This is a genomic window from Streptomyces sp. NPDC101490, assembly GCF_044767145.1.
Classification (GTDB): Bacteria; Actinomycetota; Actinomycetes; order Streptomycetales; family Streptomycetaceae; genus Streptomyces.
In genome coordinates, this window is sequence record NZ_JBIWNI010000007.1 from 154,864 (window position 1) to 175,093 (window position 20,230).

18 protein-coding genes and 1 pseudogene are annotated in these 20,230 nt (G+C 73.7%); 7 read left to right on the forward strand and 12 right to left on the reverse strand.

Annotated features, from left to right (window positions below):
• Nucleotides 1-268 precede the first annotated feature (268 nt).
• Nucleotides 269-745, forward strand: coding sequence for a macro domain-containing protein (locus ACIRQY_RS16970; RefSeq protein ID WP_351783798.1), 477 nt, complete (start codon nt 269-271; stop codon nt 743-745).
• 253 nt (nt 746-998) lie between these two features.
• Here the strand turns inward: ACIRQY_RS16970 and ACIRQY_RS16975 are convergent, their stop codons facing one another.
• Nucleotides 999-1,571: an exonuclease domain-containing protein gene (locus ACIRQY_RS16975; protein WP_403926192.1), complete on the reverse strand. Its 573-nt coding sequence runs from the start codon at nt 1,569-1,571 to the stop codon at nt 999-1,001.
• A gap of 375 nt (nt 1,572-1,946) precedes the next feature.
• Between ACIRQY_RS16975 and ACIRQY_RS16980 the strand changes: the two genes are divergently transcribed.
• The gene (locus ACIRQY_RS16980; RefSeq protein WP_403926195.1) at nt 1,947-2,504 is read left to right on the forward strand and encodes a carboxymuconolactone decarboxylase family protein; all 558 of its coding nucleotides are present in this window, start codon (nt 1,947-1,949) and stop codon (nt 2,502-2,504) included.
• A 156-nt stretch (nt 2,505-2,660) separates the two neighbouring features.
• Here the strand turns inward: ACIRQY_RS16980 and ACIRQY_RS16985 are convergent, their stop codons facing one another.
• The 4 genes and pseudogenes from ACIRQY_RS16985 to ACIRQY_RS17000 form a co-directional block, all read right to left on the reverse strand.
• Nucleotides 2,661-3,263 carry an isochorismatase family protein gene (locus tag ACIRQY_RS16985; protein WP_403926197.1) on the reverse strand — a complete coding sequence of 201 codons (603 nt, stop codon included), beginning with the start codon at nt 3,261-3,263 and terminating at the stop codon, nt 2,661-2,663.
• A 78-nt stretch (nt 3,264-3,341) separates the two neighbouring features.
• Nucleotides 3,342-3,731 carry an STAS domain-containing protein gene (locus ACIRQY_RS16990; RefSeq protein WP_351783790.1) on the reverse strand — a complete coding sequence of 130 codons (390 nt, stop codon included), beginning with the start codon at nt 3,729-3,731 and terminating at the stop codon, nt 3,342-3,344.
• Between the two features lie 664 nt (nt 3,732-4,395).
• Nucleotides 4,396-4,782, reverse strand: a pseudogene (locus ACIRQY_RS16995) (nuclear transport factor 2 family protein); the annotation flags it as partial.
• Between the two features lie 178 nt (nt 4,783-4,960).
• A complete protein-coding gene (locus ACIRQY_RS17000; RefSeq protein WP_403926201.1) occupies nt 4,961-6,253 on the reverse strand; it encodes a DUF418 domain-containing protein in 1,293 nt (430 codons plus the stop codon).
• A gap of 95 nt (nt 6,254-6,348) precedes the next feature.
• On the opposite strand from ACIRQY_RS17000, the gene ACIRQY_RS17005 reads away from it, so the two are divergent.
• Nucleotides 6,349-6,990: a GNAT family N-acetyltransferase gene (locus tag ACIRQY_RS17005; RefSeq protein WP_403926204.1), complete on the forward strand. Its 642-nt coding sequence runs from the start codon at nt 6,349-6,351 to the stop codon at nt 6,988-6,990.
• Nucleotides 6,987-8,051: a PaaX family transcriptional regulator C-terminal domain-containing protein gene (locus ACIRQY_RS17010; protein WP_403926206.1), complete on the forward strand. Its 1,065-nt coding sequence runs from the start codon at nt 6,987-6,989 to the stop codon at nt 8,049-8,051. The genes ACIRQY_RS17005 and ACIRQY_RS17010 overlap by 4 nt, the downstream gene beginning before the upstream one ends.
• A gap of 202 nt (nt 8,052-8,253) precedes the next feature.
• Here ACIRQY_RS17010 and ACIRQY_RS17015 read toward each other — a convergent pair whose 3' ends face one another.
• Nucleotides 8,254-9,666, reverse strand: coding sequence for an aminopeptidase P family protein (locus ACIRQY_RS17015; protein ID WP_403926209.1), 1,413 nt, complete (start codon nt 9,664-9,666; stop codon nt 8,254-8,256).
• Between the two features lie 160 nt (nt 9,667-9,826).
• On the opposite strand from ACIRQY_RS17015, the gene ACIRQY_RS17020 reads away from it, so the two are divergent.
• Entirely contained in the window at nt 9,827-10,810 is a 984-nt protein-coding gene (locus tag ACIRQY_RS17020) for a LuxR family transcriptional regulator (protein ID WP_403926212.1), read from the forward strand.
• Here ACIRQY_RS17020 and ACIRQY_RS17025 read toward each other — a convergent pair.
• A complete protein-coding gene (locus ACIRQY_RS17025) occupies nt 10,758-12,827 on the reverse strand; it encodes a prolyl oligopeptidase family serine peptidase (RefSeq protein WP_351783780.1) in 2,070 nt (689 codons plus the stop codon). The two genes, ACIRQY_RS17020 and ACIRQY_RS17025, sit on opposite strands and share 53 nt — an antisense overlap.
• A gap of 42 nt (nt 12,828-12,869) precedes the next feature.
• A complete protein-coding gene (locus tag ACIRQY_RS17030) occupies nt 12,870-13,415 on the reverse strand; it encodes an FABP family protein (RefSeq protein WP_403926215.1) in 546 nt (181 codons plus the stop codon).
• Nucleotides 13,416-13,908: 493 nt separating this feature from the next.
• Between ACIRQY_RS17030 and ACIRQY_RS17035 the strand changes: the two genes are divergently transcribed.
• Nucleotides 13,909-15,114: an LLM class flavin-dependent oxidoreductase gene (locus ACIRQY_RS17035; protein ID WP_403926218.1), complete on the forward strand. Its 1,206-nt coding sequence runs from the start codon at nt 13,909-13,911 to the stop codon at nt 15,112-15,114.
• A gap of 198 nt (nt 15,115-15,312) precedes the next feature.
• Here ACIRQY_RS17035 and ACIRQY_RS17040 read toward each other — a convergent pair whose 3' ends face one another.
• Nucleotides 15,313-15,549, reverse strand: coding sequence for a hypothetical protein (locus ACIRQY_RS17040; protein ID WP_351783774.1), 237 nt, complete (start codon nt 15,547-15,549; stop codon nt 15,313-15,315).
• Nucleotides 15,550-15,742: 193 nt separating this feature from the next.
• On the opposite strand from ACIRQY_RS17040, the gene ACIRQY_RS17045 reads away from it, so the two are divergent.
• On the forward strand, nt 15,743-16,855 hold the full coding sequence (locus ACIRQY_RS17045) for an NAD(P)-binding domain-containing protein (RefSeq protein WP_403926221.1): 1,113 nt from the start codon (nt 15,743-15,745) through the stop codon (nt 16,853-16,855).
• Nucleotides 16,856-16,919: 64 nt separating this feature from the next.
• On the opposite strand, the gene mltG is transcribed toward ACIRQY_RS17045, so the two are convergent.
• The 3 genes from mltG to ACIRQY_RS17060 all read right to left on the reverse strand — a co-directional run bounded on the left by mltG (nt 16,920) and on the right by ACIRQY_RS17060 (nt 19,966).
• Complete coding sequence (gene mltG, locus ACIRQY_RS17050) at nt 16,920-17,810, reverse strand: endolytic transglycosylase MltG (RefSeq protein ID WP_403926224.1); 891 nt, start codon at nt 17,808-17,810, stop codon at nt 16,920-16,922.
• A gap of 105 nt (nt 17,811-17,915) precedes the next feature.
• A complete protein-coding gene (locus tag ACIRQY_RS17055) occupies nt 17,916-18,053 on the reverse strand; it encodes a hypothetical protein (protein ID WP_351783768.1) in 138 nt (45 codons plus the stop codon).
• Nucleotides 18,054-18,097: 44 nt separating this feature from the next.
• The gene (locus tag ACIRQY_RS17060; RefSeq protein WP_403926227.1) at nt 18,098-19,966 is read right to left on the reverse strand and encodes an ABC transporter ATP-binding protein; all 1,869 of its coding nucleotides are present in this window, start codon (nt 19,964-19,966) and stop codon (nt 18,098-18,100) included.
• Between the last annotated feature and the right edge of the window lie 264 nt (nt 19,967-20,230).

A 20,230-nucleotide genomic window follows, 5' to 3' on the forward strand; every position in this document is an offset into this window, starting at 1 on the left:
GGCGGCGGCGCGGTCCGTCCCGGCTCGCGGCGGGAGGGGTCCACGGCCACACGGGCGGCGGCGGGACCTATGTGTGCCCGGCCCCCGGCCCCTCGTAACCGATCGATCCGCGACCGGAAGGACGGCGGGATCCTCGGCCCGGCGGCCTCGGACCCGGTCCGGTCGGTCCTGGGGCGGCCCGGCGAGCAGCGGGGGAACGCGGTGCGCGGTGAACGCAGGAGAGGAAAAGCACTGGCCTCCGCCCCGGGGGCCGGTCGATCATGACTCCATGGAACCGTTGAAGATCGTCGCGGGCGACGCGACCAACCCCCGGGCGAAGGGGCCGAAGATCATCGCCCATGTCTGCAACGACCTCGGCGGATGGGGCAAGGGATTCGTCCTGGCGATCTCGCGTCACTGGCCCGAACCGGAGCGCGAGTACCGCCGCTGGCACCGCGAGCGCGCGGGTAACGACTTCGCCCTCGGAGCGGTACAGATGGTCCGCGTCCGATCCGACATCTGGGTCGCGAACATGGTCGCGCAGCGCGGGATGAGGACGGGAAGCAGCGGTCCGCCCATCCGTTACGACGCCGTCGAACGCTGCCTCCGAGCCGTCGCCGAACACGCCCTCGCCAACGAGGCCTCAGTCCACATGCCCCGCATCGGCTGCGGCCTCGCGGGCGGAAAGTGGGAACGCGTCGAGCCGATCATCAGCGACACCCTGAGTGCCCGCGACATCGCCGCCACCGTCTACGACTACGCCTGAGACCGCCGCCCCGTCCGGACTCTGTCCTGTCCGGTGAGCTTGTCTTTGGATCTTGTGCTCAGCCGTGGGGTTGCCGAATCGGCTGGGAACACTCGGCGCACGATTCGCTGAGAACGCTCGGCGCACGATTCTCAGTGAATCCGGCTTCGGCGGAACACGCCGTGGGCTGAGAGCCGATCCCGGAGATCCGTCGTGAGGCGCACGGCCCCGATCCGCTGTGCGGCCTCCGCGTACAGAGGGATGCCCGGCGCGGTCAGCACGGCTCCGGCCAGGTGCCCCGCTCAGACAGGTGGAGGACGAGGGCGGCGATGTTCCAGGCGTCGTCCTCGCCACTGTGGTGACGGCCTTCGAGCCGCTGCCCGGCGATCTCCAGGGCCTGCGCCATGCCAGGGCGTTTGCGCAGGCCGTACGCCTCGGCGAAGACCGCCTTGGCGTTGGTGTGGTGCCGACCGAAGGGATAGGGCGTCGGGGTGTGCCGGCACTGCCGGGTGAACTGGTTGCGGTCGTAGTCGCCCCAACTGGCCCACGGACGGGACCCGGCGTGGTGTTCGGCCGCCAGCAGCCGACATGCCTCGGCGAAGCTGACCCCTCCGTCCACCTCGTGTTGCGTGAGACCGGTCAACTCCGTGCAGAACTCGCTGACCGTGGACCGGACAGGACGCACCAGGATCCGATGCCGGGCGAGGCGCTCCGCGGTGGCCAGGTCGACGACGGTCAGCCCGATCTCGATGATCTCGCTGACCGCGCCCGGCGGTTGACCGCGGGCCCAGCAGGTGGCTTCGACATCCACGACGTTCAGGAGCCGCCCGGCTCCGGTGCTGTCCATGACGGGAAGCGTAGGGACGAGTGGCGGCCGGGGCACCTCGATTTTCCTGCCGCGGTGCGGAGGCGGCGGTGCCGCCACCCCCGGGCAGGCGACGGATGCGGGGCGGCGTCGCGATCGGGCGGGTGCCCTGTCGCGGTTCATCTGCCGGACAGCGAGCCGTCGACCTGCTGGGGTGCCGACCGCGACGCGTCCACCGACGCGAACGGCGGCAGGACTCGCTCCGGGACCGCCTCCGGCCCCGGCTCCGCTCCTGACCTCGGTGCGCCCATCCGTACGGCCCCGGTCCCAGTCCCCGGGAACATTTCCCGCCCCTCGTTCGTCATACCCCCCAAGGGTATGCAGTCATACCTCCCGAGGGTATGCAGAGGAGAGTTCATGACCACGAGAAGACTGGCCGCGCTCACCCCCGAGCAGGCGCCGGGCCGGGCCGGGGAGCTGTTGGCCGACATCGTCGGGCGGCACGGCTCCGCCGGGGAGATGGTGTCGACGATGGCCCACTCGCCCGCGCTGCTCGACGGCTATCTGAGCCTGTCGCGGGCGATGAAGCGGGTGAAGATCCCCCGCGCGCTGAGCGAGAAGCTGTCGCTCGCGGTCCAGGAGTGGATCGGTTGCGGCACCTGCCGGGAGGCGCACCGGGCCGCCGGTCTCGCGGCGGGGCTCACCGAGACCGATGTCGAGCTCGCCCGTCAGGGCACGTCGAAGGACCCCCGGGAAGCGGCGCTGATCGCGCTCGCCCTCCGCGTCCTCGCCGAGCCGGGCTCCCTCACCGACGAGGACGTCGCCGAGGTGCGGGCGCACGGCTGGAGCGACCGGGTGATCGCGGAAGTGGTCGGAGTGGTGACGCTGAACCTCCTGACCGGGGCGTTCAACCTGCTGGCGGGCATTCAGCCGGACCGGCGGGCCGAGGACAGCGGGAACGGCGAGGACGGCTGACGCCCCTGACCCGTCGACCCGACCCCGGCGGCCCGACCCCGTCGACCCGACCCCGGCGGGCCGGGCGCGCCGGTCCGTACGGACACCACCGGCAGCCCCGTCCACGACAGCCCCCTCCGTGACGGCCCGGCCCTCGGCAGCCCGGCGCGCGGCCGCTCAGTCCACGGCGGGCGGTCCGAAGGTGACGGCGGCGGCGGCGACGGTGACCTCCGCGTCGCTTCCCAGCGCGTACGCCGCCACCCGTGAGGCGACGGCCGCCGGAACGGCTTCGCAGACCCCCGGTACCGCCGGGACGTCCTGGGTGGCGTGGGCGTCGAACGGCACGACGACCCGGTAGTCCCGCTCCAGCGCCGTGCGGGCCGTCGCCTGGACGCACATCTCGGACATCACTCCGCAGACGGCGACCGACCGGACCCCGGCACCGGAGAGCACCGCGCCGAGCGGGGTCTCCCGGAAGCCGTCGTCGAAGGGCTTGCGGACGACCACCTCCGTGGGGCCCGGCTCGACGGGGTGGTGCAGTTCCCAGCCGGGCGTGTGCGGTTCGTCCTCCGCGCCGGGCGGCCCGTCGTTCTGCAGGTGCACGACGAACGCCCCCTCCTTCCGGGCCCGTGCCAGCAGGTCGGCCGTACGGTCGACGAGCCGGGCGGCGTCCGGTACGGCTCCGGGGCCGGTCACGAAGGCGGACTGGACGTCCACGACGAGCAGGGCGTCCACCGGGGACGGGCGGGCGGCGGGCGGCGGGGACGAAGACGCGGTCATCCCGTCATCATCGGGGCGGCCCTCCCCCGTCGCCACGGGTTTTCGTCCCGCGCCCACCGAGGACCGCCGACCCCTCCCCTACGGGACGGGGCTCGTCACGCCGGGGGCGGCGGTCAGGGCGTCCGGGAGTTCGTCCGGCAGCTCCGTCTGCGGGGCCAGCAGGTCACCCAGAGCGGCCAGGCGGATCAGCCGCAGGATCGACGGCTGGTCGCACACGAGCCGCCAGTGCGCCCCGCTCCGGCGCACGCACCCGGCGCAGTGGGCCAGGAGGCCGAGCCCGGTGGCATCGCAGAAGGTGAGGCCGCGAATGTCGAGCGTCAGGGCGTCGGACTCCCTGACGAGGGCGTCCAGCTCGGGACGCAGGTGCCGGACCAGGACGAGGTCCAGCTCGCCCCGGAGGGCGGCGACGGTGGCGCCGTCGGCCGAACGGACGACGAGGTAAGGGTCATGACGGGGGATCAGGTGCATCGGGCGCTCCACAGGGTGGCTCCATGTGTCGCTCCGAGCGTGGCCGCCCTCCTTGCGGAAGGGACGTTTCGCCTCCCTCGCTATCACCTGAATCGGTGAATGCCCGGACCGTTCTCCCTCGCACGGGTACCCGATGGGCGTATAGGTGCGCGAGGCGCGCGGTTCACACGTCCGCACCCCGTCCGTCAGGGAGTACGCGTGCGTCGCGTACGCGGAGGCCGGGCCGGAAGGACGGAACCGGGCCTCCCGCGCGTGATGGAGCTGCCCCGACGACCCGGAGGCGACACGGGCCGCGCTCGCCGGAACGGCGGGCGGACTCGGATCCGACGCCCGCGCCCTCCAGGGCGTCCAGGAGCGGGCTGCCCCTCGAATCACGGAAGGCCGCCCCCGGGCGGGGAGGGTGGCCCCGGCGCAGTGGAGGTCGCGTCGGCGGTGAGGGCCGTGCCACCACCCGTGCCGATGACGCCTGCGTCGGCGCCGGAGTCGGCACCGCTCACTGCGCAGGACCGGCACTCGCACTGGTGGCCGCGCCCGTACCCGTACCATCGGCCTTGGCCGTACCCGTGGCCGGGGACGGGTCCGCAGCCGTCCCCGGCCCGGTGACCGTGACCGCCTCCGCCCCGACCGTCGTCACCCCACCCGTCTCCGTCCCACCCGTCTCCGCCGCAGCCGCTTCCGCGCCGATGCGGTCGAACTGCGCGCCCATCGCGGCGGCGAGCGCCCGGGCGGCGGAGAGCGGCCGGACCATGACCATGAAGTCGTCGATCCGGCCGTCCTCGTCGAAGTGGAGGAAGTCGCAGCCGTGGATCTCCTTGCCGTCGACCTCGGCGGTGAAGACGAGCGCGTGGTCCCGGCCGTCCGCGCCCGCGATCTCGCGGACGTACCGGAAGTCGGTGAGGACGCGGATCACTCCGCGCAGGATCGCGGCGGTGAGGGCCCTGCCCCGGTACGGGCGGAACGCCACCGGGCTGGTGAAGACGACGTCCTCGGCGAGCATCGCCTCGACGGCGGCGTGGTCGCGCTTCTCGACAGCCTGACGGAACGGGTGCATGACAGAGACTCCATACTCAATTTATTGAATAGGTGCACGCGCAGCTAACCTCATGGCGACGGGCCCCGTCCAGGGCGCGGACACCCCGGCCCGCGACCCGTCCGCCCGGGAACAGCCCTTCCGGACCCGGCCCCGCCGGCCCAGACCCAGACCCAGCCCGCCCCGGTCCCGGCTCCGGTCAGGCCTCCGGCTCCGCCCGGCGTCGCAGCGGCGGCCGGGACAGCGTGGTCCACGCCCGCAGCAGCCATTCGAGCGGGCCGTACCGGTGACCCCGCAGCCACCACCGGGCGGCGACGGCCTGGACGGCGAAGAGCACGAGGGCGACCGCGAGGACCTCGGACGGCGACAGCCGGCCCGTCAGCCCGGCCCCGTACCCTGTGAACAGCAGGGCGCAGACCAGGGACTGGGTGAGGTAACCGGTCAGGGTCATGCCGCCGACCGGCCCGAGGGCGGCCACCACGCCGCGCCCGAACCGCCCCCGGGCGAGCCGGAGCACGGTGACGGCGTACGCGGCGGCGAGCAGCGGCGCGGTCACGACGTCGACGCCGAGCGCGAGGATCTGGTACGCGCCCCCCGGGCGCACCAGGCTCGCGTGGGCGTACACGACGGCGCCGAGGAGCCCGACCGTGAACCCCGCCCACTGGAGCCGGACCAGGGTCCGCCGGTGCCGGTCGAGGTCCGCCAGCACCCGGCCGCGTCCGGCGGCGAGACCGAGGAGGAAGGCGGCGAGGGCGGCCGGGGCCTGGAAGAAGACCAGCAGGTAGAGGACGTCGGGGAGTTGCGACAGATGTTCCCGGACCACCTCGCCGGGGCTGCCGCGCAGCGCCTCCGTCGTCCGCGCGGCCTCGGCGGCGGCGCCGGGGTCGACTCCGCCGGTGTCCGTGAGGTGGACGCCGAGCGCGAGCAGGGCGTAGAGGGCGGCGGTGGTCACCAGGAGGACCACGGCGGTGCGGATCGCGGTGCGGGGCGCGATCCCCCGCAGCGCGAACAGGACCAGGCCGAGGACGGCGTACGTGGTGAGGATGTCGCCCGGGAACAGCAGGACCGCGTGGAGGGCGCCGAGGACGAACAGTCCGGCCAGGCGCCGCAGGAAGCGCGGCCCGAAGCGGGCTCCGCTCCGTGCGGCGGAGTCCAGCTGGAGCGTGAAGGCGTAGCCGAACAGGAACGAGAACAGCAGGAAGAACTTGGCCTCGAAGAACACCGCCACCAGCCATCCGGCCGCGTCGTCGAGGAGCGTGCCGAAGGCGGGGTCCTCGGCTCCCGAGCCGTGGTGGGCGGATGCCAGATAGCCGATGTTGACGACGAGGATGCCGAGCAGGGCGAAGCCGCGCAGGGCGTCGACGTGCGCGAGTCGCCCGCCGGTGGTGGCACCGGCATCGGTGGCCGGGCCGGATTCCGTACCGGTGGCCGCCTTCCGGGCGGTGGCGTCCGGAGGCGCCGCTCCCGGACCTTCGGCCTTCGTGGTCTCCATGACCCTCCCCCTCAAAGCTATCGAATAAAAAACGCTCGTATCGAGAATGAACGTATTACTATCGATAGTGCAAGTCGACGACGAGGAGGAGGGCCATGGACCCGGAGCCGGTGGTGTGCCGAGAAGTCCCCGAGGGGAGCGAGGCGCGGGTCGCCGCGCTGTACTGGGAGGCGTTCGGGCGGAAGCTCGGCGCCGCCCTCGGCCCGCCCGACAAGGCCCGCGCCTTCCTCGCGGAGCATCTCCACCGCGACCGGGGCGTCACCGTGCTCGTGGACGGCGAGGTCGCCGGAGTGGCGGGCTACCGGCTCGGCGGGCGCGGCCTCATGGGCGGCGGCGCCTCGGACGTCCTCGCCGCCTACGGAGTCCTCAGCGGACTGCGCAGGCTGGCCCTCCTGGCGCTCATGGGGCGCCACCCCGCCGCGCGGGAACTGGTGATGGACGGGATCGCCGTCGCCGCCGGGCACCGGGGCGAGGGCCTCGGCGGCCGTCTGCTGCGGGAGGTCGCGGCGGTGGCCGCCGAGGCCGGGTTCCGTCGGATCCGGCTCGACGTCATCGACGTCAACCCCCGGGCGCGCGCCCTGTACGAGCGGCACGGCTTCACCGCCGTCCGCACCGAGCACACCCCGTACCTGCGGGATCTGATGGGCTTCGGCGCGGTCACGACCATGCACCGGCCCGTCGTACCGTCCGACGCCCGCCCGGACGGCCCGAACCACGACTCGCGGGAGCCCCGATGAAGACCACGACCGGGGCAGACGGCTCAGGGGAGCCGGTGAGGACCACCACCACCGCTGACGACTCCGGGAAGCCGACCAGGACGACGGCGGTCGCGGACGACTCCGGGGATCCGGTGAGGAGCACGGCCGCGACGGACGGCCACGGACGGACGGTGCCGCCCCCACCCGCCGCGCCGGAAGACGTCGGCTCCTCAGACGCCATCCCGACCCGCACCCTCGTGCACGCCCTCGTCCGGACGGACGGCACCGTCGACGCCGGGGAGCTGTACGAGGTCGCGGGGCTGCTCTCGATGACCGACCAGCAGGTCAGGCTCTGCGTCAAGCGCCTGGTCACGGAGGGGCTGTTCACCCAGGAGGGGCGCGGTCGGGGGGCCGTCCTGCGGATGGTCGCCGAACCCTCGGGGCCGCTCGCCCCCGACGTCTCCCATGTGCGCCTCGCCTACCGCCAGGACCGGGGGCTCGCCCCGTGGGACGGCGTCTGGCACCTCTTCGCGTTCGCCGTGCCCGAGTCCGCGCGGGCGGCCAGGGACGCGCTCCGCGACACCCTGCTCGGTCTCGGCGCCGCGCCCCTCCAGGGCGGGCTGTACGTCACCGCCCACCCGGTCGAAGCGCTCGTCGAGCACCGGGCGGGACAGCTCGGAGTGCCCTCCCAGGTCGCCTACCTGACCAGCACCGACCTGCGGATCGGCGCCCCCTCGGAACCCCGGGAGCTGGCGGCGGCGCTGTGGCCGCTGGACGGGATCGCCGCCCGGTACGGGGAACTGGCCGCCGCCGCCCGGGGCTGCCTGGACCGGCTCGAAGGACCCGAACCGCCGACGGGGCCGGAACGGCTGACGCTGGCCGTCCGGCTCGCCGCCGTCTTCACCCGCGCCATGCGCCCCGATCCGCTGCTGCCCCCGGAGCTGCTGCCCCGGCCCTGGCCCGGCGCACGAGCGCGGGAACTCTTCGCCACCGCCTGGGCCGCCCTCACGACGGCGGCGGAGCGGGACCCCGGTCCCTCCTCGCCCCGCCTGTTCGCGCTGTACGAGGACCTCACCGGGCGGGCGGCACCGGAAGCCTGACCCGGCGGGCGCCGTACCCGGCAGGGGCCGCCGGGGTCACGGCGACGGGCGACGGGCGACGGCCCACGGATCCGGGAAAGGGACCGGCCCCGCGCACGGGACCGGACTCGGGGGGCGAGTCCGTGCGTCCGTGGGCGGGGCCGGAGACAGAAGCCGGAGACAGAGGCCGGGAGGTCCGGGGCCGTGGCGCCCCGGACGTGGATCAGCCGGCGTGCCGGGCCATCCACTCCTCGACCTCGGCCGAGGAGCGCGGCAGACCCGCCGACAGGTTCTCGTTGCCGTCCTCGGTGACCAGCAGGTCGTCCTCGATGCGGACGCCGATGCCGCGCCACTCCTGCGGCACGGTGAGGTCGTCGGGCTGGAAGTAGAGACCCGGCTCGACGGTGAGGAGCATTCCCGGTTCGAGGACGCCGTCCACGTACTCCTCGTTGCGGGCGTGCGCGCAGTCGTGGACGTCGAGACCGAGCATGTGTCCGGTGCCCGCCATGGTGAAGCGGCGCTGGAGACCCAGCTCGTACGCGCGCTCGGCGGGACCCTCGATGAAGCCCCACTCGACCAGCCGGGCCGCGAGGTGACGCTGCGAGGCCTCGTGGAAGTCGCGGTAGGCGGCGCCGGGCTTGACGGCGGCGATGCCCGCCTCCTGGGCCTCGTACACCGCGTCGTACACCGCGCGCTGCACCTCGGTGAAGGTGCCGCTGATGGGGAGGGTGCGGGTGACGTCGGCGGTGTAGAGCGAGTGGGTCTCCACGCCCGCGTCGAGGAGGAGGAGTTCGCCGGGCCGGACCGGGCCGTCGTTGGAGGTCCAGTGCATGATCGTGGCGTGGTCGCCCGCCGCGCAGATCGAGCCGTAGCCGAGGGCGTTGCCCTCCAGACGGGCGCGGCGGAAGAAGGTGCCCTCGATCCACCGCTCGGAGGTGGCGACGGCGGTGGAGAGGTCGGCGACGCAGTCGGTGAAGCCCCGGACGGTGGAGTCCACCGCCTTGCGCATCTCGCCTATCTCCCAGGCGTCCTTGACGAGCCGCAGGTCGGAGAGCGCCTCCTCCAGGGCGTCGTCGCGGTCCTCGTCGGTGGTGACGGCCGCTTCGAGCCTCGGGTCGTGGCCGCGCACGATGCGGGTGGGGACGCCGGGGGCGGCGGCCAGGTCCTCGGCGGCGGTGCGGACGTCCCGGCAGGGCAGGCCCAGGACGACCTCGGCCTCGCGGAGGGTGCGGCGGCGGCCCATCCACAGTTCGGCGGTGGCGCCGAGCCAGAACTCGTCGTTGTCGCGGCTGTCACGGGGCAGCTGGTAGCAGTAGGCGTCGTGGCCGCCGTCGGCTCGGGGTTCGAGGACGAGGGCGCCGTCGCGGGCCTGGTCGCCGGTGAGGTGGACGTAGCCGGTGTACGGACGGAACGGGTACGTGTCGTCGTTGGAGCGGGTCTTCAGATTGCCGGAGGGGATCACCAGGCGCTCGCCGGGGAAGCGCGCGGAGAGCGCGGCGCGGCGCGCGGCCGCGTACGGGGACTGCTCGGCGGGCTCCAGATCGTGCTGCTCGGTGTCCGCCCACCCCGTCCTCATGAGGCTGGAGAGTTCCTCGGAGACGCCTTCGTAGAGGCCGTTCTTGCGACCCTTCGCCACGTCCTGCACCTTCTTCCGGATGAGTTCCTGGGCCGCCGGACATCGGCGGCATCCCGGAAGGTACTCCGCTCCGGGGCCGCCGGGTGCCCAGGACCGCCAGTGGCACGGATCGGACACGGCGGGTCCGCCCGGGGGCTCCGGCGGGCCGCATAATCGGTCCATGGCGAACGAGAAGCTGAGCGAGGCCCTCCGTCTCCTGGGGATCGGTCCCGGGGCGGTACGGGTCTACCGCAGCCTCCTGGCGGAGGGGCCTGCGCCGCTGAGCGCGGTCGGCGACGCCGCGGGTGTGACGGGCCCGGAGCTGGCGGAGGCCTACCGCGAGCTCGTCGACTCCGGTCTGGCGAGCACCGCCGACGAGGAGCGGGAGGTGGTCGCCCCGGTGCCGCCCGCCGCCGGTCTGGAGATCCTCGGTCGGCGGCGGGCGGCCGAGCTGGACTCCTCCCGGATCACGGTCGGGAGCGCCTTCGACTCGTTCCGGCGGCACCGGCTCGCCGGGTACCACGATCCGCTGGTGGAGGTCGTCACCGGCGAGGCGATCGGGCTGCGGATGCGGCAGGCGTGGGCCAGTGCCCGGGAGCAGATCCGGCAGTTCGACTCGCCGCCGTACTTCCCGCTGGAGGGGGCCACCGACGACGCGCTCGCCACGCTCGCGCGGGGGGTGACGCAGCGGGTGGTGTACTCCCGCGCGTCACTGGAGCACCCGGGACAGCTGGAGAACGCGATCGAGCCGTGCGTCGAGGCGGGCGAGCAGGCCAGGGTGCTGCCGTCGGTGCCGGTCAAGCTGGTCGTCATCGACGACGCGTACGCGCTGGTCGCCCTGTCGATCAAGGAGACGGACGTCTACAACACCATGCTGGTCGTACAGCCGTGCGGGCTGCTGTCGGCGCTCGTGGCGCTGTTCGAGCAGGCGTGGCAGAGCGCGCTGCCCCTGCACGGGCGGACGGCGCGCCCGGCCGCCCTGCTCCCGGCGGACCGGCGGCTGCTGCGGCTGCTCGCGGCCGGGGCGGACGACGAGGTCATCGCCCGGGAGCTGGGGGTCAGCCGCCGCACGCTGTTCCGCCGGGTGCAGGTCCTGATGGCCAGGCTCGGTGCTACGAGCCGTTTCCAGATGGCGCTGCAGGCACAGCGTTCGGGCTGGCTGTGACGCCGGTCCCGGTGAGCCGCTGCCACAGGTAGGTGTGGACGAGCGCGCTGTTGTGCGCGGCCTGTTCGTTGTCGCCCGCCCCGGCGTGGCCACCGCCGGTGTTCTCGTGGAACAGGACGGGGTGGCCGAGTTCACGCAGCCGGGCCGCCGTCTTGCGGGCGTGGCCGGGGTGGACCCGGTCGTCCCTGGTGGAGGTCATCAGGAGGACCGGCGGGTACGGGCGGTCCGCCGCGAGCCCGTGGTACGGCGAGAGGTCCAGGAGGTGCGGGCGGTCGGCCTCGTCGTCCGGGTCCCCGTACTCGGCGATCCAGGACGCGCCCGCGAGGAGCTTGTGGAAGCGGGTCATGTCCAGGAGCGGGACCTCGGCGACGATCGCCCCGAAGAGTTCGGGGTGCCGGGTGAGCATGGCGCCCATGAGGAGGCCGCCGTTGCTGCCGCCCTTGGCGCCCAGCATCGCCGGGGTGGTGATCCCGCGCGCCACGAGGTCCTCGGCGACGGCCGCGAAGTCCTCGAAGGCCCGGGGGCGTTCGGCGCGCAGGGCCGCCTGGTGCCAGCCGGGGCCGTACTCCCCGCCGCCCCGGATGTTGGCGATGACATGGGTGCCGCCGCGCTCCAGCCAGGCGCGGCCGGTCACCGCCCCGTAGTACGGGGTGAGAGAGACCTCGAAGCCGCCGTAGCCGTAGAGCAGGGTGGGGCCGGGTCCCGTGCCGGTGCGGTCGGCGCCGATCACGAAGTACGGGACGCGGGTGCCGTCCCGGGAGGTGGCGAAGTGCTGGGCGACGGTGAGCCCCGAGGTGTCGAAGCGTTCCGGGGCCCGCTTGAGGACCTCGGAACCGGCGCCGATCCGCCCGAGGTGCAGGGTGGACGGCTGGAGGAAGCCGGACACGTCGAGGAAGTACTCGTCGGAGACGTCCGGGTCGGTGCCGAAGACGCTGACGGCGGACAGCTCGGGCACTCCGGCGAGCGGGCGGCGCTCCCAGGGGCCTTCGGCGGTGGGGGTGAGCACGTCGAGGCGGGTGCTGACGTCCCGCATCGTCTCCAGGACGAGGTGGTCGCGGGTCCACAGGTGCCCGGCGAGGGCGGTGCGCGGGTCCGGGACGAACAGGACCTGGTGGGTGCGGTCCCCGGCGAGGAAGTCATCGAAGTCGAAGGCGAGGAGCGAGCCGGTGGGCCGGTCGAGCCACGGGGACTTCAGGGTGACGAGGAGGTGCCGGCGGTGGACGTCGATGTCGGCGTCCTCCGGCACGTCGATCCGGACGAGGGTGCCGTCGGGGCGCAGCAGATGGACCTCGCCGCGGAAGAAGTCCAGGGAGCGTCCGACGAACTCCCGCTCGTAGCCGGGGGTGGTGTCGCGGCTGCCCCAGGCCGACACGTCGCCCTGCTCGGCCTCGAAGACCGTCTCGGCGTCCGCCAGGGGCGTTCCGCGCCGCCAGCGCCGGACGGTGCGGGGGTAGCCGGAGTCGGTCAGGGAGCCGGGGCCGTGGTCGGTGCCGACGAGGACGGCGTCGGCACCGGCCCAGCCGATCCGGTTCTTCGCCTCGGGAAGCTGGAAGCCGTCTTCGACGAACTCCCTCGTACCGAGGTCGAATTCGCGGACCACGGCGGCGTCACCGCCGTCCCGGGAGAGGTGCAGGAGGGCCCGCCCGTAATCGGGGTGCCGGACCTCGGCCCCGTCCCACACCCACTTCTCGCCCTCCGCCTCGGCGAGCGCGTCGAGATCGAGGAGGAGCTCCCACTCGGGCTCGTCCGCGCGGTACCGCTCCAGGGTGGTGCGCCGCCACACGCCCCGCACGTGCTCGGCGTCCTGCCAGAAGTTGTACAGGTGGTCGCCCCACCGTACGGGGTAGGGAATCCGGTCCGAGGCGTCGAGCACCTCGCGCACGCGCTTCTTCAGCGCCTCGAAGCCGGTGTCCCCGGCGACGGCGTCGGCCGTCTCGGCGTTCCGTTCGGCCACCCACGCGAGCGCGGCGTCCCCCGAGATGTCTTCGAGCCACAGATACGGGTCGTCATCGGTCATCCCCGTATTGTGCAGGCCGGACGCGGTCCGGCGGAGGGCAGGTCAGGGGGCGTCCACGCGCCGCAGCCGGGCCGCGAGGTGGTGCCCGAGGGGTTCACCGACGGCTGCCAGGTCGTGGGTGAAGTCCAGGGTGGTGTCGTCGAGGACGTAGCGGCGGCGGGTGGCGTCGACGCGCTTGGCGGTGGGGGTGAGGGCGACACCGTCGGTGACCAGGTCCACCGTGCCGTCCCGCGCCTCGCCGACCATGATCTCCGCGATGCCGGTGGGCTGGGTGATGAGCGCCTCGACGGCTCCTCCGGGGCGCAGCCGCCACCAGCCGCTGTCCCGGGCCGCCGGGCGCAGCGGGGTGCCGTCCGGGTCGATCAGCCAGGCACGGGCCTCGTAGTGGAGGAAGGGCCGCCCGTCGTGGCTGAAGGTCACTTCCTGCGCGTACGCGAAATCGGCGTCGAGGGTGGGGTATCCGCCCTTCCCCTGCCCGGTCCAGGTGCCGAGGAGCCCGAGCACGGGGCCGAGCAGCTCGTGCGGCGCGGGCACCCCGTCGGCCCGGAAGGCGTCGGGGTAGGGGAACTGCCGGTCCTGCGGGGACATGGGTGCGCTCCTGGGGTCGGGATCCGGTTGCCGCAGGGCAGCTTAGGGGCCCCGCCCCCGTACGACCGCCGTACGACTCCCGTGCGACCGCCGCACGACTCCCGTACGACTCCCGCAACGCTCTCGACATGGTGCCGTACGGGTCCCGCCACATGGCGGTGCCGGGGCGGGCGCCCGCCCCGGCATCCGGACCGTGGACCGCTCGTCCGGGCTCCGAGACGGGCGTTGACCCGGTCCGTGCCCGCCGCATACCTTCGCGCCATGCCGCGTACAGCCCTGCTCACCACGCGTGGTCACATCGACCTGCTGCGGGTGGCCTCCGCCGCGTGTCGCCCCGGCCGCTGACGCCCCGCCGCCTCCCGCCCTCCCCCACGCACCGGTCCGCCGTGCGCGCGTGTTCCCGCCGCGCCCCGGCCGCCGGAGCGCACCCGTCTCCCGTTCCCAGGACCCGCCGCCCCGGTCGGCCCGGCGCGCGGCCACGGAAAGGCTCCCGATGAGCGTTCATCTGCACTGGTTCCTGCCCACCGGCGGCGACGGCCGGACCCTGGTCGACCGGCACGCCTACGCGGACGGCGGGATCACCCGCGACCGGGCCGTTCCCGGGGTGCGGGCGCCGGACGTCGGGTACCTGGCCCAGATCGCCAAGGCCGCCGAGCAGTTGGGGTTCGAGGGCGTGCTGACGCCCACCGGAACCTGGTGCGAGGACGCGTGGCTGACGACGGTCGCGCTCGCCCAGCACACCGAACGGCTCAAGTTCCTCGTGGCGTTCCGGCCGGGCGTGCTCTCGCCGGTGCTCGCGGCCCAGATGGCGGCCACGTACCAGCGGATCACCCGGGGCAGGCTGCTGCTCAACGTGGTGACCGGCGGCGACTCGGTGGAGCAGCGCCGGTACGGGGACCGCCTGGACCACGACCGGCGGTACGCGCGGACGGCGGAGTTCCTGTCGGTGGTGCGGGGTGTGTGGGGCGGGCGGCCGTTCGACTTCGCGGGCGAGCACTTCCAGGTCGAGGGCGGGCTGACCGCGCTGCCGCCGGACCCGCTGCCCGAGATCTTCTTCGGGGGTTCCTCGGCGGCCGCCGGTCCGGTCGCGGCGGAACACGCGGACGTCTATCTGACCTGGGGCGAGCCGCCGTGGCAGGTCAAGGAGAAGCTCGACTGGATCAGGGGGCTCGCGGCGCGGCGCGGCCGGACGGTCCGCTTCGGCATCCGGGTGCACACGATCTCCCGCGACTCGGCGCGCGAGGCGTGGACGACGGCCGACCGGCTGCTGTCCGCGCTCGACGAGGAGACGGTCGCCTCGGCGCAGCGGGTGCTGGGCCGCAGCGAGTCGGTCGGCCAGCAGCGGATGGTGGCGCTGCACCGGGGCGGTTCGCTGGAGCGCGACCGGCTGGAGATCTCGCCGAACCTGTGGGCGGGGGTGGGTCTGGTACGGGGCGGGGCGGGCACCGCGCTGGTCGGCAGCCACGCGGAGGTGGCGGACCGCATCGAGGAGTACCACGACCTGGGCGTGGAGCACTTCGTGCTGTCCGGCTACCCGCACCTGGAGGAGGCGTACTGGTTCGGTGAGGGCGTGCGGCCGGTGCTCGCGGCGCGCGGACTGCTGCCGGAGGCCCCGCCGCCCTCGTTCCACGGGGCCCCGGCCGCGCGGTCCTCGTCGCCCGGCGCGCCGGGCCCGCTCGCGCCGGGCGGGCGGACCTGACGAAACGGCCCCAGATCTCACGAAATGGTCCCGGACCTGACGAAACGGCCCCGGGCCGCAGCGGAGAGGCTGCGGCCCGGGGCTCGGTACGTGTGCGGTTCCCGGTCCCACGGACCGGTGCGACCGGGAACGCGCCCCTTCGGGCGGCGCGATCAGGAACGCGGCCCGTCGGAGCGGTGTGACCAGGAGCGGGTGTGACTAGGAGAAGAAGCCGAGGGCCGACTCGCGGCTCCACACGGTCTCGGAGCCGTCGTTCTGGTAGAAGACCGGTCCGACACGGTGGATGACACCGGCGAAGGTCGTGGTGTCGGACCGCTGGCCGCCGTGCTCGCCGTTGTAGGAACCGCCGCCGCCACCGCCGTGGGCCATGGCGCCACCGGCGCCGCCGAGCAGGATGCCGGTGGCGAGGACGGACGCGGCCAGAACAGAGCGCATACGCATGAAAACTCCCGTGGTCTCTTGTGCGACGCGGAGGAAGGAGCCGCGTCGGTCGGTCCAACAGCGCGTGCCGATCACGGGACACGGGCCGTCCCTCCGATGGCCCACCGGGGTCACTCCAGCGGGCTGACCGGGCGGCGGGAAGATCCATGACCCCGGCCCGGTTGGTAGAAACGTGAACGATATTGGGGTGAGAGAGGCATCGGACGGCGGACGGTCCGGGCGGCTGGTGGACGTCGTCGTGATCGGCGCCGGGCAGGCGGGGCTCTCGGCCGCCTTCCATCTGCGCCGGTCCGGACTGGAGCCGGACCGGGACCTCGTGGTCCTGGACCACGCCCCGCGCGCCGGCGGGGCCTGGCAGTTCCGCTGGCCCTCGCTCACGTACGGCAAGGTCCACGGGATGCACGCGCTGCCCGGCATGGAGCTGACCGGCGCCGATCCGGACCGGCCGTCGTCGGAGGTGATCGGCGGGTACTTCGAGGAGTACGAGCGGACCTTCGGGCTGCGGGTCCACCGGCCCGTGGACGTCACCGCCGTCCGGGAGGGCGACGGCGGGCGGCTGCTCGTCGAGACCTCCGAGGGCCCGTACGCCACCCGCGCCCTGGTCAACGCCACCGGCACCTGGGACCGCCCCTTCTGGCCCCGCTACCCGGGCCAGGAGACCTTCCGGGGGCGTCAGCTGCACACCGCCGACTACCCGGGACCGGCGGAGTTCGCGGGACGGCGGGTGCTCGTGGTCGGCGGCGGGGCGTCCGGCACCCAGCACCTCATGGAGATCGCGGACGTCGCCGCCGACACCTTCTGGGTGACCCGGCGCGAACCGGTGTTCCGGGAAGGCCCCTTCGGCGAGAGCGAGGGCCGGGCCGCCGTCGCGCTCGTGGAGGAGCGGGTACGGCGGGGGCTGGCGCCGGGGAGCGTCGTCTCGGTCACCGGACTCCCGCTCAGCGACGCGGTCCGGGCGGCCCGCGCGCGGGGCGTCCTGGACCGGCTGCCGATGTTCGCCCGGATCACCCCGACCGGGGTGGCCTGGGACGACGGCCGGACGGTCGACGTGGACGTGATCCTGTGGGCCACCGGCTTCCGCGCCGCGATCGACCACCTGGCCCCGCTGCGGCTGCGCGAGCCGGGCGGCGGCATCCGGGTCGAGGGGACGCGTGCCGTGCGGGACGGACGCGTCCACCTCGTCGGCTACGGCCCGTCGGCCTCCACCATCGGTGCCAACCGGGCCGGACGGGCGGCGGCGTCCGACCTCCGCCGCCTGCTGACCCGCTCCCCGGCCGAAGCGACCGCCGCCGCCCCGTAGCCTCCCCCGCGCGGGAGCCCGCGACGGGTCGTCCGCCTCTCGTGCCGACCCGGTGCGGGGGCGGTCAGCCGCGTTCCGCGCCCCGGTTGGCGTTGAACTCGGCGACGTTCTCCTGGTGGCGGGCATAGTCGGCGGTGAAGCGGGTGTCGCCGGGGGCCACCGTGACGAAGTAGAGCCAGTCGCCGTCCGTCGGGCGGATCACCGCGTCGAGCGCCTGGTCGCCGGGGTTGCCGATGGGCGTCGGCGGCAGGCCCTTGCGTTCGTAGGTGTTGTACGGGTTGCGGATGCGGGTGTCCTCGTAGCTGGTGTCGACGGTGCTGCGGCCCAGCGCGTAGTTGAGGGTCGAGTCCATCTGGAGGGCCATGCCCCGGGCGAGCCGGTTGTGGACGACCCGGGCGACCTTCGCCATGTCCTCCGGGTTGTCGGCCTCGGCCTGCACGATGCTCGCGGCGATCACGGTCTGGTAGACGCTGAGCCCCTGGGCCTTCGCGCCCGCCACGATCCGGGCGGTGCCGAAGCGCTTGGCGGCGGTGTCCACCATGAACTTCAGCAGGCCCTGCGGGGTGGTGCCGCCGGTCACCGGATAGGTCGCGGGGAACAGATAGCCCTCGGGGTTGCCGCCCGCCGCCCGGGGCAGCGCGAGGGCGGCGGCGGGCGCGGTCGCGGTCTTCCGCGCGGTTCCCTCGGGCAGTCCGAGCGCCCGGTCGACGGCGGTGTAGACCTGACGGGCCCGCCAGCCCTCGGGGACGAGCAGGGTACGGGCGGGTTCGACGGCGGGTTCGTCGCGGATCAGGAGCAGCGGGACGGTGACCCCGGCGGCCACGGCGAGGACGGCGCCGAGGAGCAGTGCCAGCCTGCCGCGCCGGGTGAGCCGGGGACGGCGCGGCGGCCGGGGCAGGGACGGACGGCGGGAGCGGCGCGGGGGTGCGTACGGTGAGGACGGCCGGTACGTCATGGCCGCACGCTAACCCGGCCGGAAGCGGAATCCCGGGAACCGCGCCCGCGGCGGCGCCGCCGGCCCCCGGGGACGGGGGACCGACGGCGCCGGGCACTGCGATCGTCAGACGAGCCATCCCAGGAAGTGGAAGACGCCGGCGAGCAGGTTGGTGATGACGTTCATGGGGTGCTTCTCCTCGTACAGGTACATCAGTGGGACGTGCGCGGTGACGGTCTGCAGCCCTTCGAACGCGCACCGCAATCATCGGACGCCGTACGGGAGTTGGGCAATGGATACCGGAACGATCACACGTTCTGGGGAACAACCGCTCCCACGTTCGCCTGTTCGTCGAGCGTGGTGGCGTCCAGGGCGCCGCGCGCGTCCCGGCGGACCAGGGCCGCGTACCGCCCGTCCCGCGCGAGGAGTTCCTCGTGGGTGCCGCGCTCGGCGATCCGTCCCGCCTCCAGGACGATGATCTGGTCGGCGTCCCTGACGGTGGAGAGGCGGTGGGCGATGGTGATCGTGGTGCGGCCCCGGGACAGGGAGTCGATGGCCTGCTGCACGGCGTGCTCCGTACGGGTGTCCAGGGCACTGGTCGCCTCGTCGAGGATCAGCACCGGCGGGTCGCGCAGGATCGTGCGGGCGATGGCCAGACGCTGCTTCTCGCCGCCCGAGAAGCGGTAGCCGCGCTCGCCGACCAGGGTGTCGTAGCCCTCGGGCAGCGAGGCGATGTGGTCGTGGATCTGGGCGGCGCGGGCCGCCGCCTCGATCTCCGCGCCGGTGGCGTCCGGCTTGGCGAAGCGGAGGTTGTCGGCGACCGAGGCGTGGAAGAGGTACGTCTCCTGGGAGACCACGCCGATCGCCCGGGCGAGCGTGTCGAAGTCCAGGTCGCGCACGTCCACCCCGTCGACCGTGACCCGGCCGCCGGTCACGTCGTACAGCCGGGGCACCAGATAGCTGAGGGTCGACTTGCCGGAGCCGGTGGGGCCGACGACGGCGAGGCTGCCTCCGGCGGGGACCGTGAGGTCGATGCCGTCGAGGGTGGGGCGGCCCTCGCCCTCGGGGTCGTAACGGAACACGGCCTTCTCGAAGCCGACCTCGCCCCGGATCTCGGGGAGCCGGACCGGCTCGGCGGGTTCGCTGATCTCCACGGGCAGGTCGAGGTACTCGAAGATGCGCTGGAAGAGGGCGAGGGAGGTCTGCATCTGCACACCGGTGGAGAGCAGGCTGACGGCGGGCCGGAAGAGGCCCTGCTGGAGCGAGACGAAGGCGACGAGGGTGCCGAGCGAGATGGCCGGACCGCCCGGGGCCATGGCGATGCCCGCGGCCCAGTAGATCAGGGCGGGCATCGCGGCCATGACGATGCCGATGGTGGACATCCGCCACCGGCCGGCCATGGAGGAGCTCACTTCGAGGTCGACGAGCCGCTCGGACTCCTCGGCGAAGGACTTGGTCAGCGAGTCGGCGCGGCCCATGGTCCGGCCGAGCAGGATGCCGCTGACCGAGAGGGACTCGGTGACCGTGGCGGCCATGGCGGCCATCTGCTTCTGGCGCTGGGTGGTGATCCGCTTGCGCTCGCGGCCCACCCGGCGGCTGATCCAGACGAAGACCGGGAGCAGGAGCAGCGAGACGGCGGTGAGACGCCAGTCGAGGGCGAGCATGGCGACCACACTGGCGACGACGGCGGTGAGGTTGGACACCAGGGAGGTCGCCGTGGAGGTCACGGTGGCCTGCATCCCGCCGATGTCGTTGGCGATGCGGGACTGCACCTCGCCGGTGCGGGTGCGGGTGAAGAAGGCCAGCGGCATCCGCTGGAGCTGCTCGTACACCCCGGTGCGCAGGTCGTGCATGACCCGCTGGCCGACGGTGGTGGAGATCAGGGTCTGGAGCACGCCGAAGACACCGGTCAGGACGGCGGTGGCGATCATGCCGAGGGCGAGCAGGCTGAGCAGCCCGGTACGGCCCTGGGGGATCGCGGTGTCCAGGATCTCCTTGAGCAGGAAGGGGGAGGCGACCGTGACGAGCGAGGCGGCGCCGACCAGGAGGCCGACGAGCGCGAGGCGCGCGCGGTAGGGGCGGAAGAGCCGGAGGATGCGCCGCACCTGCGCGGGCTCCCTCGGCTGGGCGGGATCGCGGGGCGGGGGCGTCCATTCGGACCGGTCGTCGGGGCGCATGGGCTCCTTCGGGGGATCGGCGGTGGTCGGTCAGAGCCTAGCTCATTGTTACCTATGTTCACAATGAACCACCTCCTGATATTGTTCCCGTATGAGCACCTCCGCCGTCCCCACCGGAGCCGTCCCCACCGAGCCCGCACCGGCCGGAGCCGTCGCGCACACCGCCGCACCGGAACCGGAACCGGCCCCTCCCGTCGGCGCCGTCCCCGCCCGGACCGGCCGTCCGGGCGGGTCCGACGCCGACGGGCTCCTCGCCGAGCAGCT

What these genes read in the sequence shown, in the direction of transcription:
- ACIRQY_RS16970 (WP_351783798.1), top strand. Translation starts at nt 269, where the DNA reads ATGGAACCGTTGAAGATCGTCGCGGGCGACGCGACCAACCCCCGGGCG.
- ACIRQY_RS16975 (WP_403926192.1), bottom strand. Translation starts at nt 1,571, where the DNA reads ATGGACAGCACCGGAGCCGGGCGGCTCCTGAACGTCGTGGATGTCGAA.
- ACIRQY_RS16980 (WP_403926195.1), top strand. Translation starts at nt 1,947, where the DNA reads ATGACCACGAGAAGACTGGCCGCGCTCACCCCCGAGCAGGCGCCGGGC.
- ACIRQY_RS16985 (WP_403926197.1), bottom strand. Translation starts at nt 3,263, where the DNA reads ATGACCGCGTCTTCGTCCCCGCCGCCCGCCGCCCGCCCGTCCCCGGTG.
- ACIRQY_RS16990 (WP_351783790.1), bottom strand. Translation starts at nt 3,731, where the DNA reads ATGCACCTGATCCCCCGTCATGACCCTTACCTCGTCGTCCGTTCGGCC.
- ACIRQY_RS17000 (WP_403926201.1), bottom strand. Translation starts at nt 6,253, where the DNA reads ATGGAGACCACGAAGGCCGAAGGTCCGGGAGCGGCGCCTCCGGACGCC.
- ACIRQY_RS17005 (WP_403926204.1), top strand. Translation starts at nt 6,349, where the DNA reads ATGGACCCGGAGCCGGTGGTGTGCCGAGAAGTCCCCGAGGGGAGCGAG.
- ACIRQY_RS17010 (WP_403926206.1), top strand. Translation starts at nt 6,987, where the DNA reads ATGAAGACCACGACCGGGGCAGACGGCTCAGGGGAGCCGGTGAGGACC.
- ACIRQY_RS17020 (WP_403926212.1), top strand. Translation starts at nt 9,827, where the DNA reads ATGGCGAACGAGAAGCTGAGCGAGGCCCTCCGTCTCCTGGGGATCGGT.
- ACIRQY_RS17025 (WP_351783780.1), bottom strand. Translation starts at nt 12,827, where the DNA reads ATGACCGATGACGACCCGTATCTGTGGCTCGAAGACATCTCGGGGGAC.
- ACIRQY_RS17030 (WP_403926215.1), bottom strand. Translation starts at nt 13,415, where the DNA reads ATGTCCCCGCAGGACCGGCAGTTCCCCTACCCCGACGCCTTCCGGGCC.
- ACIRQY_RS17035 (WP_403926218.1), top strand. Translation starts at nt 13,909, where the DNA reads ATGAGCGTTCATCTGCACTGGTTCCTGCCCACCGGCGGCGACGGCCGG.
- ACIRQY_RS17040 (WP_351783774.1), bottom strand. Translation starts at nt 15,549, where the DNA reads ATGCGCTCTGTTCTGGCCGCGTCCGTCCTCGCCACCGGCATCCTGCTC.
- mltG (WP_403926224.1), bottom strand. Translation starts at nt 17,810, where the DNA reads ATGACGTACCGGCCGTCCTCACCGTACGCACCCCCGCGCCGCTCCCGC.
- ACIRQY_RS17060 (WP_403926227.1), bottom strand. Translation starts at nt 19,966, where the DNA reads ATGCGCCCCGACGACCGGTCCGAATGGACGCCCCCGCCCCGCGATCCC.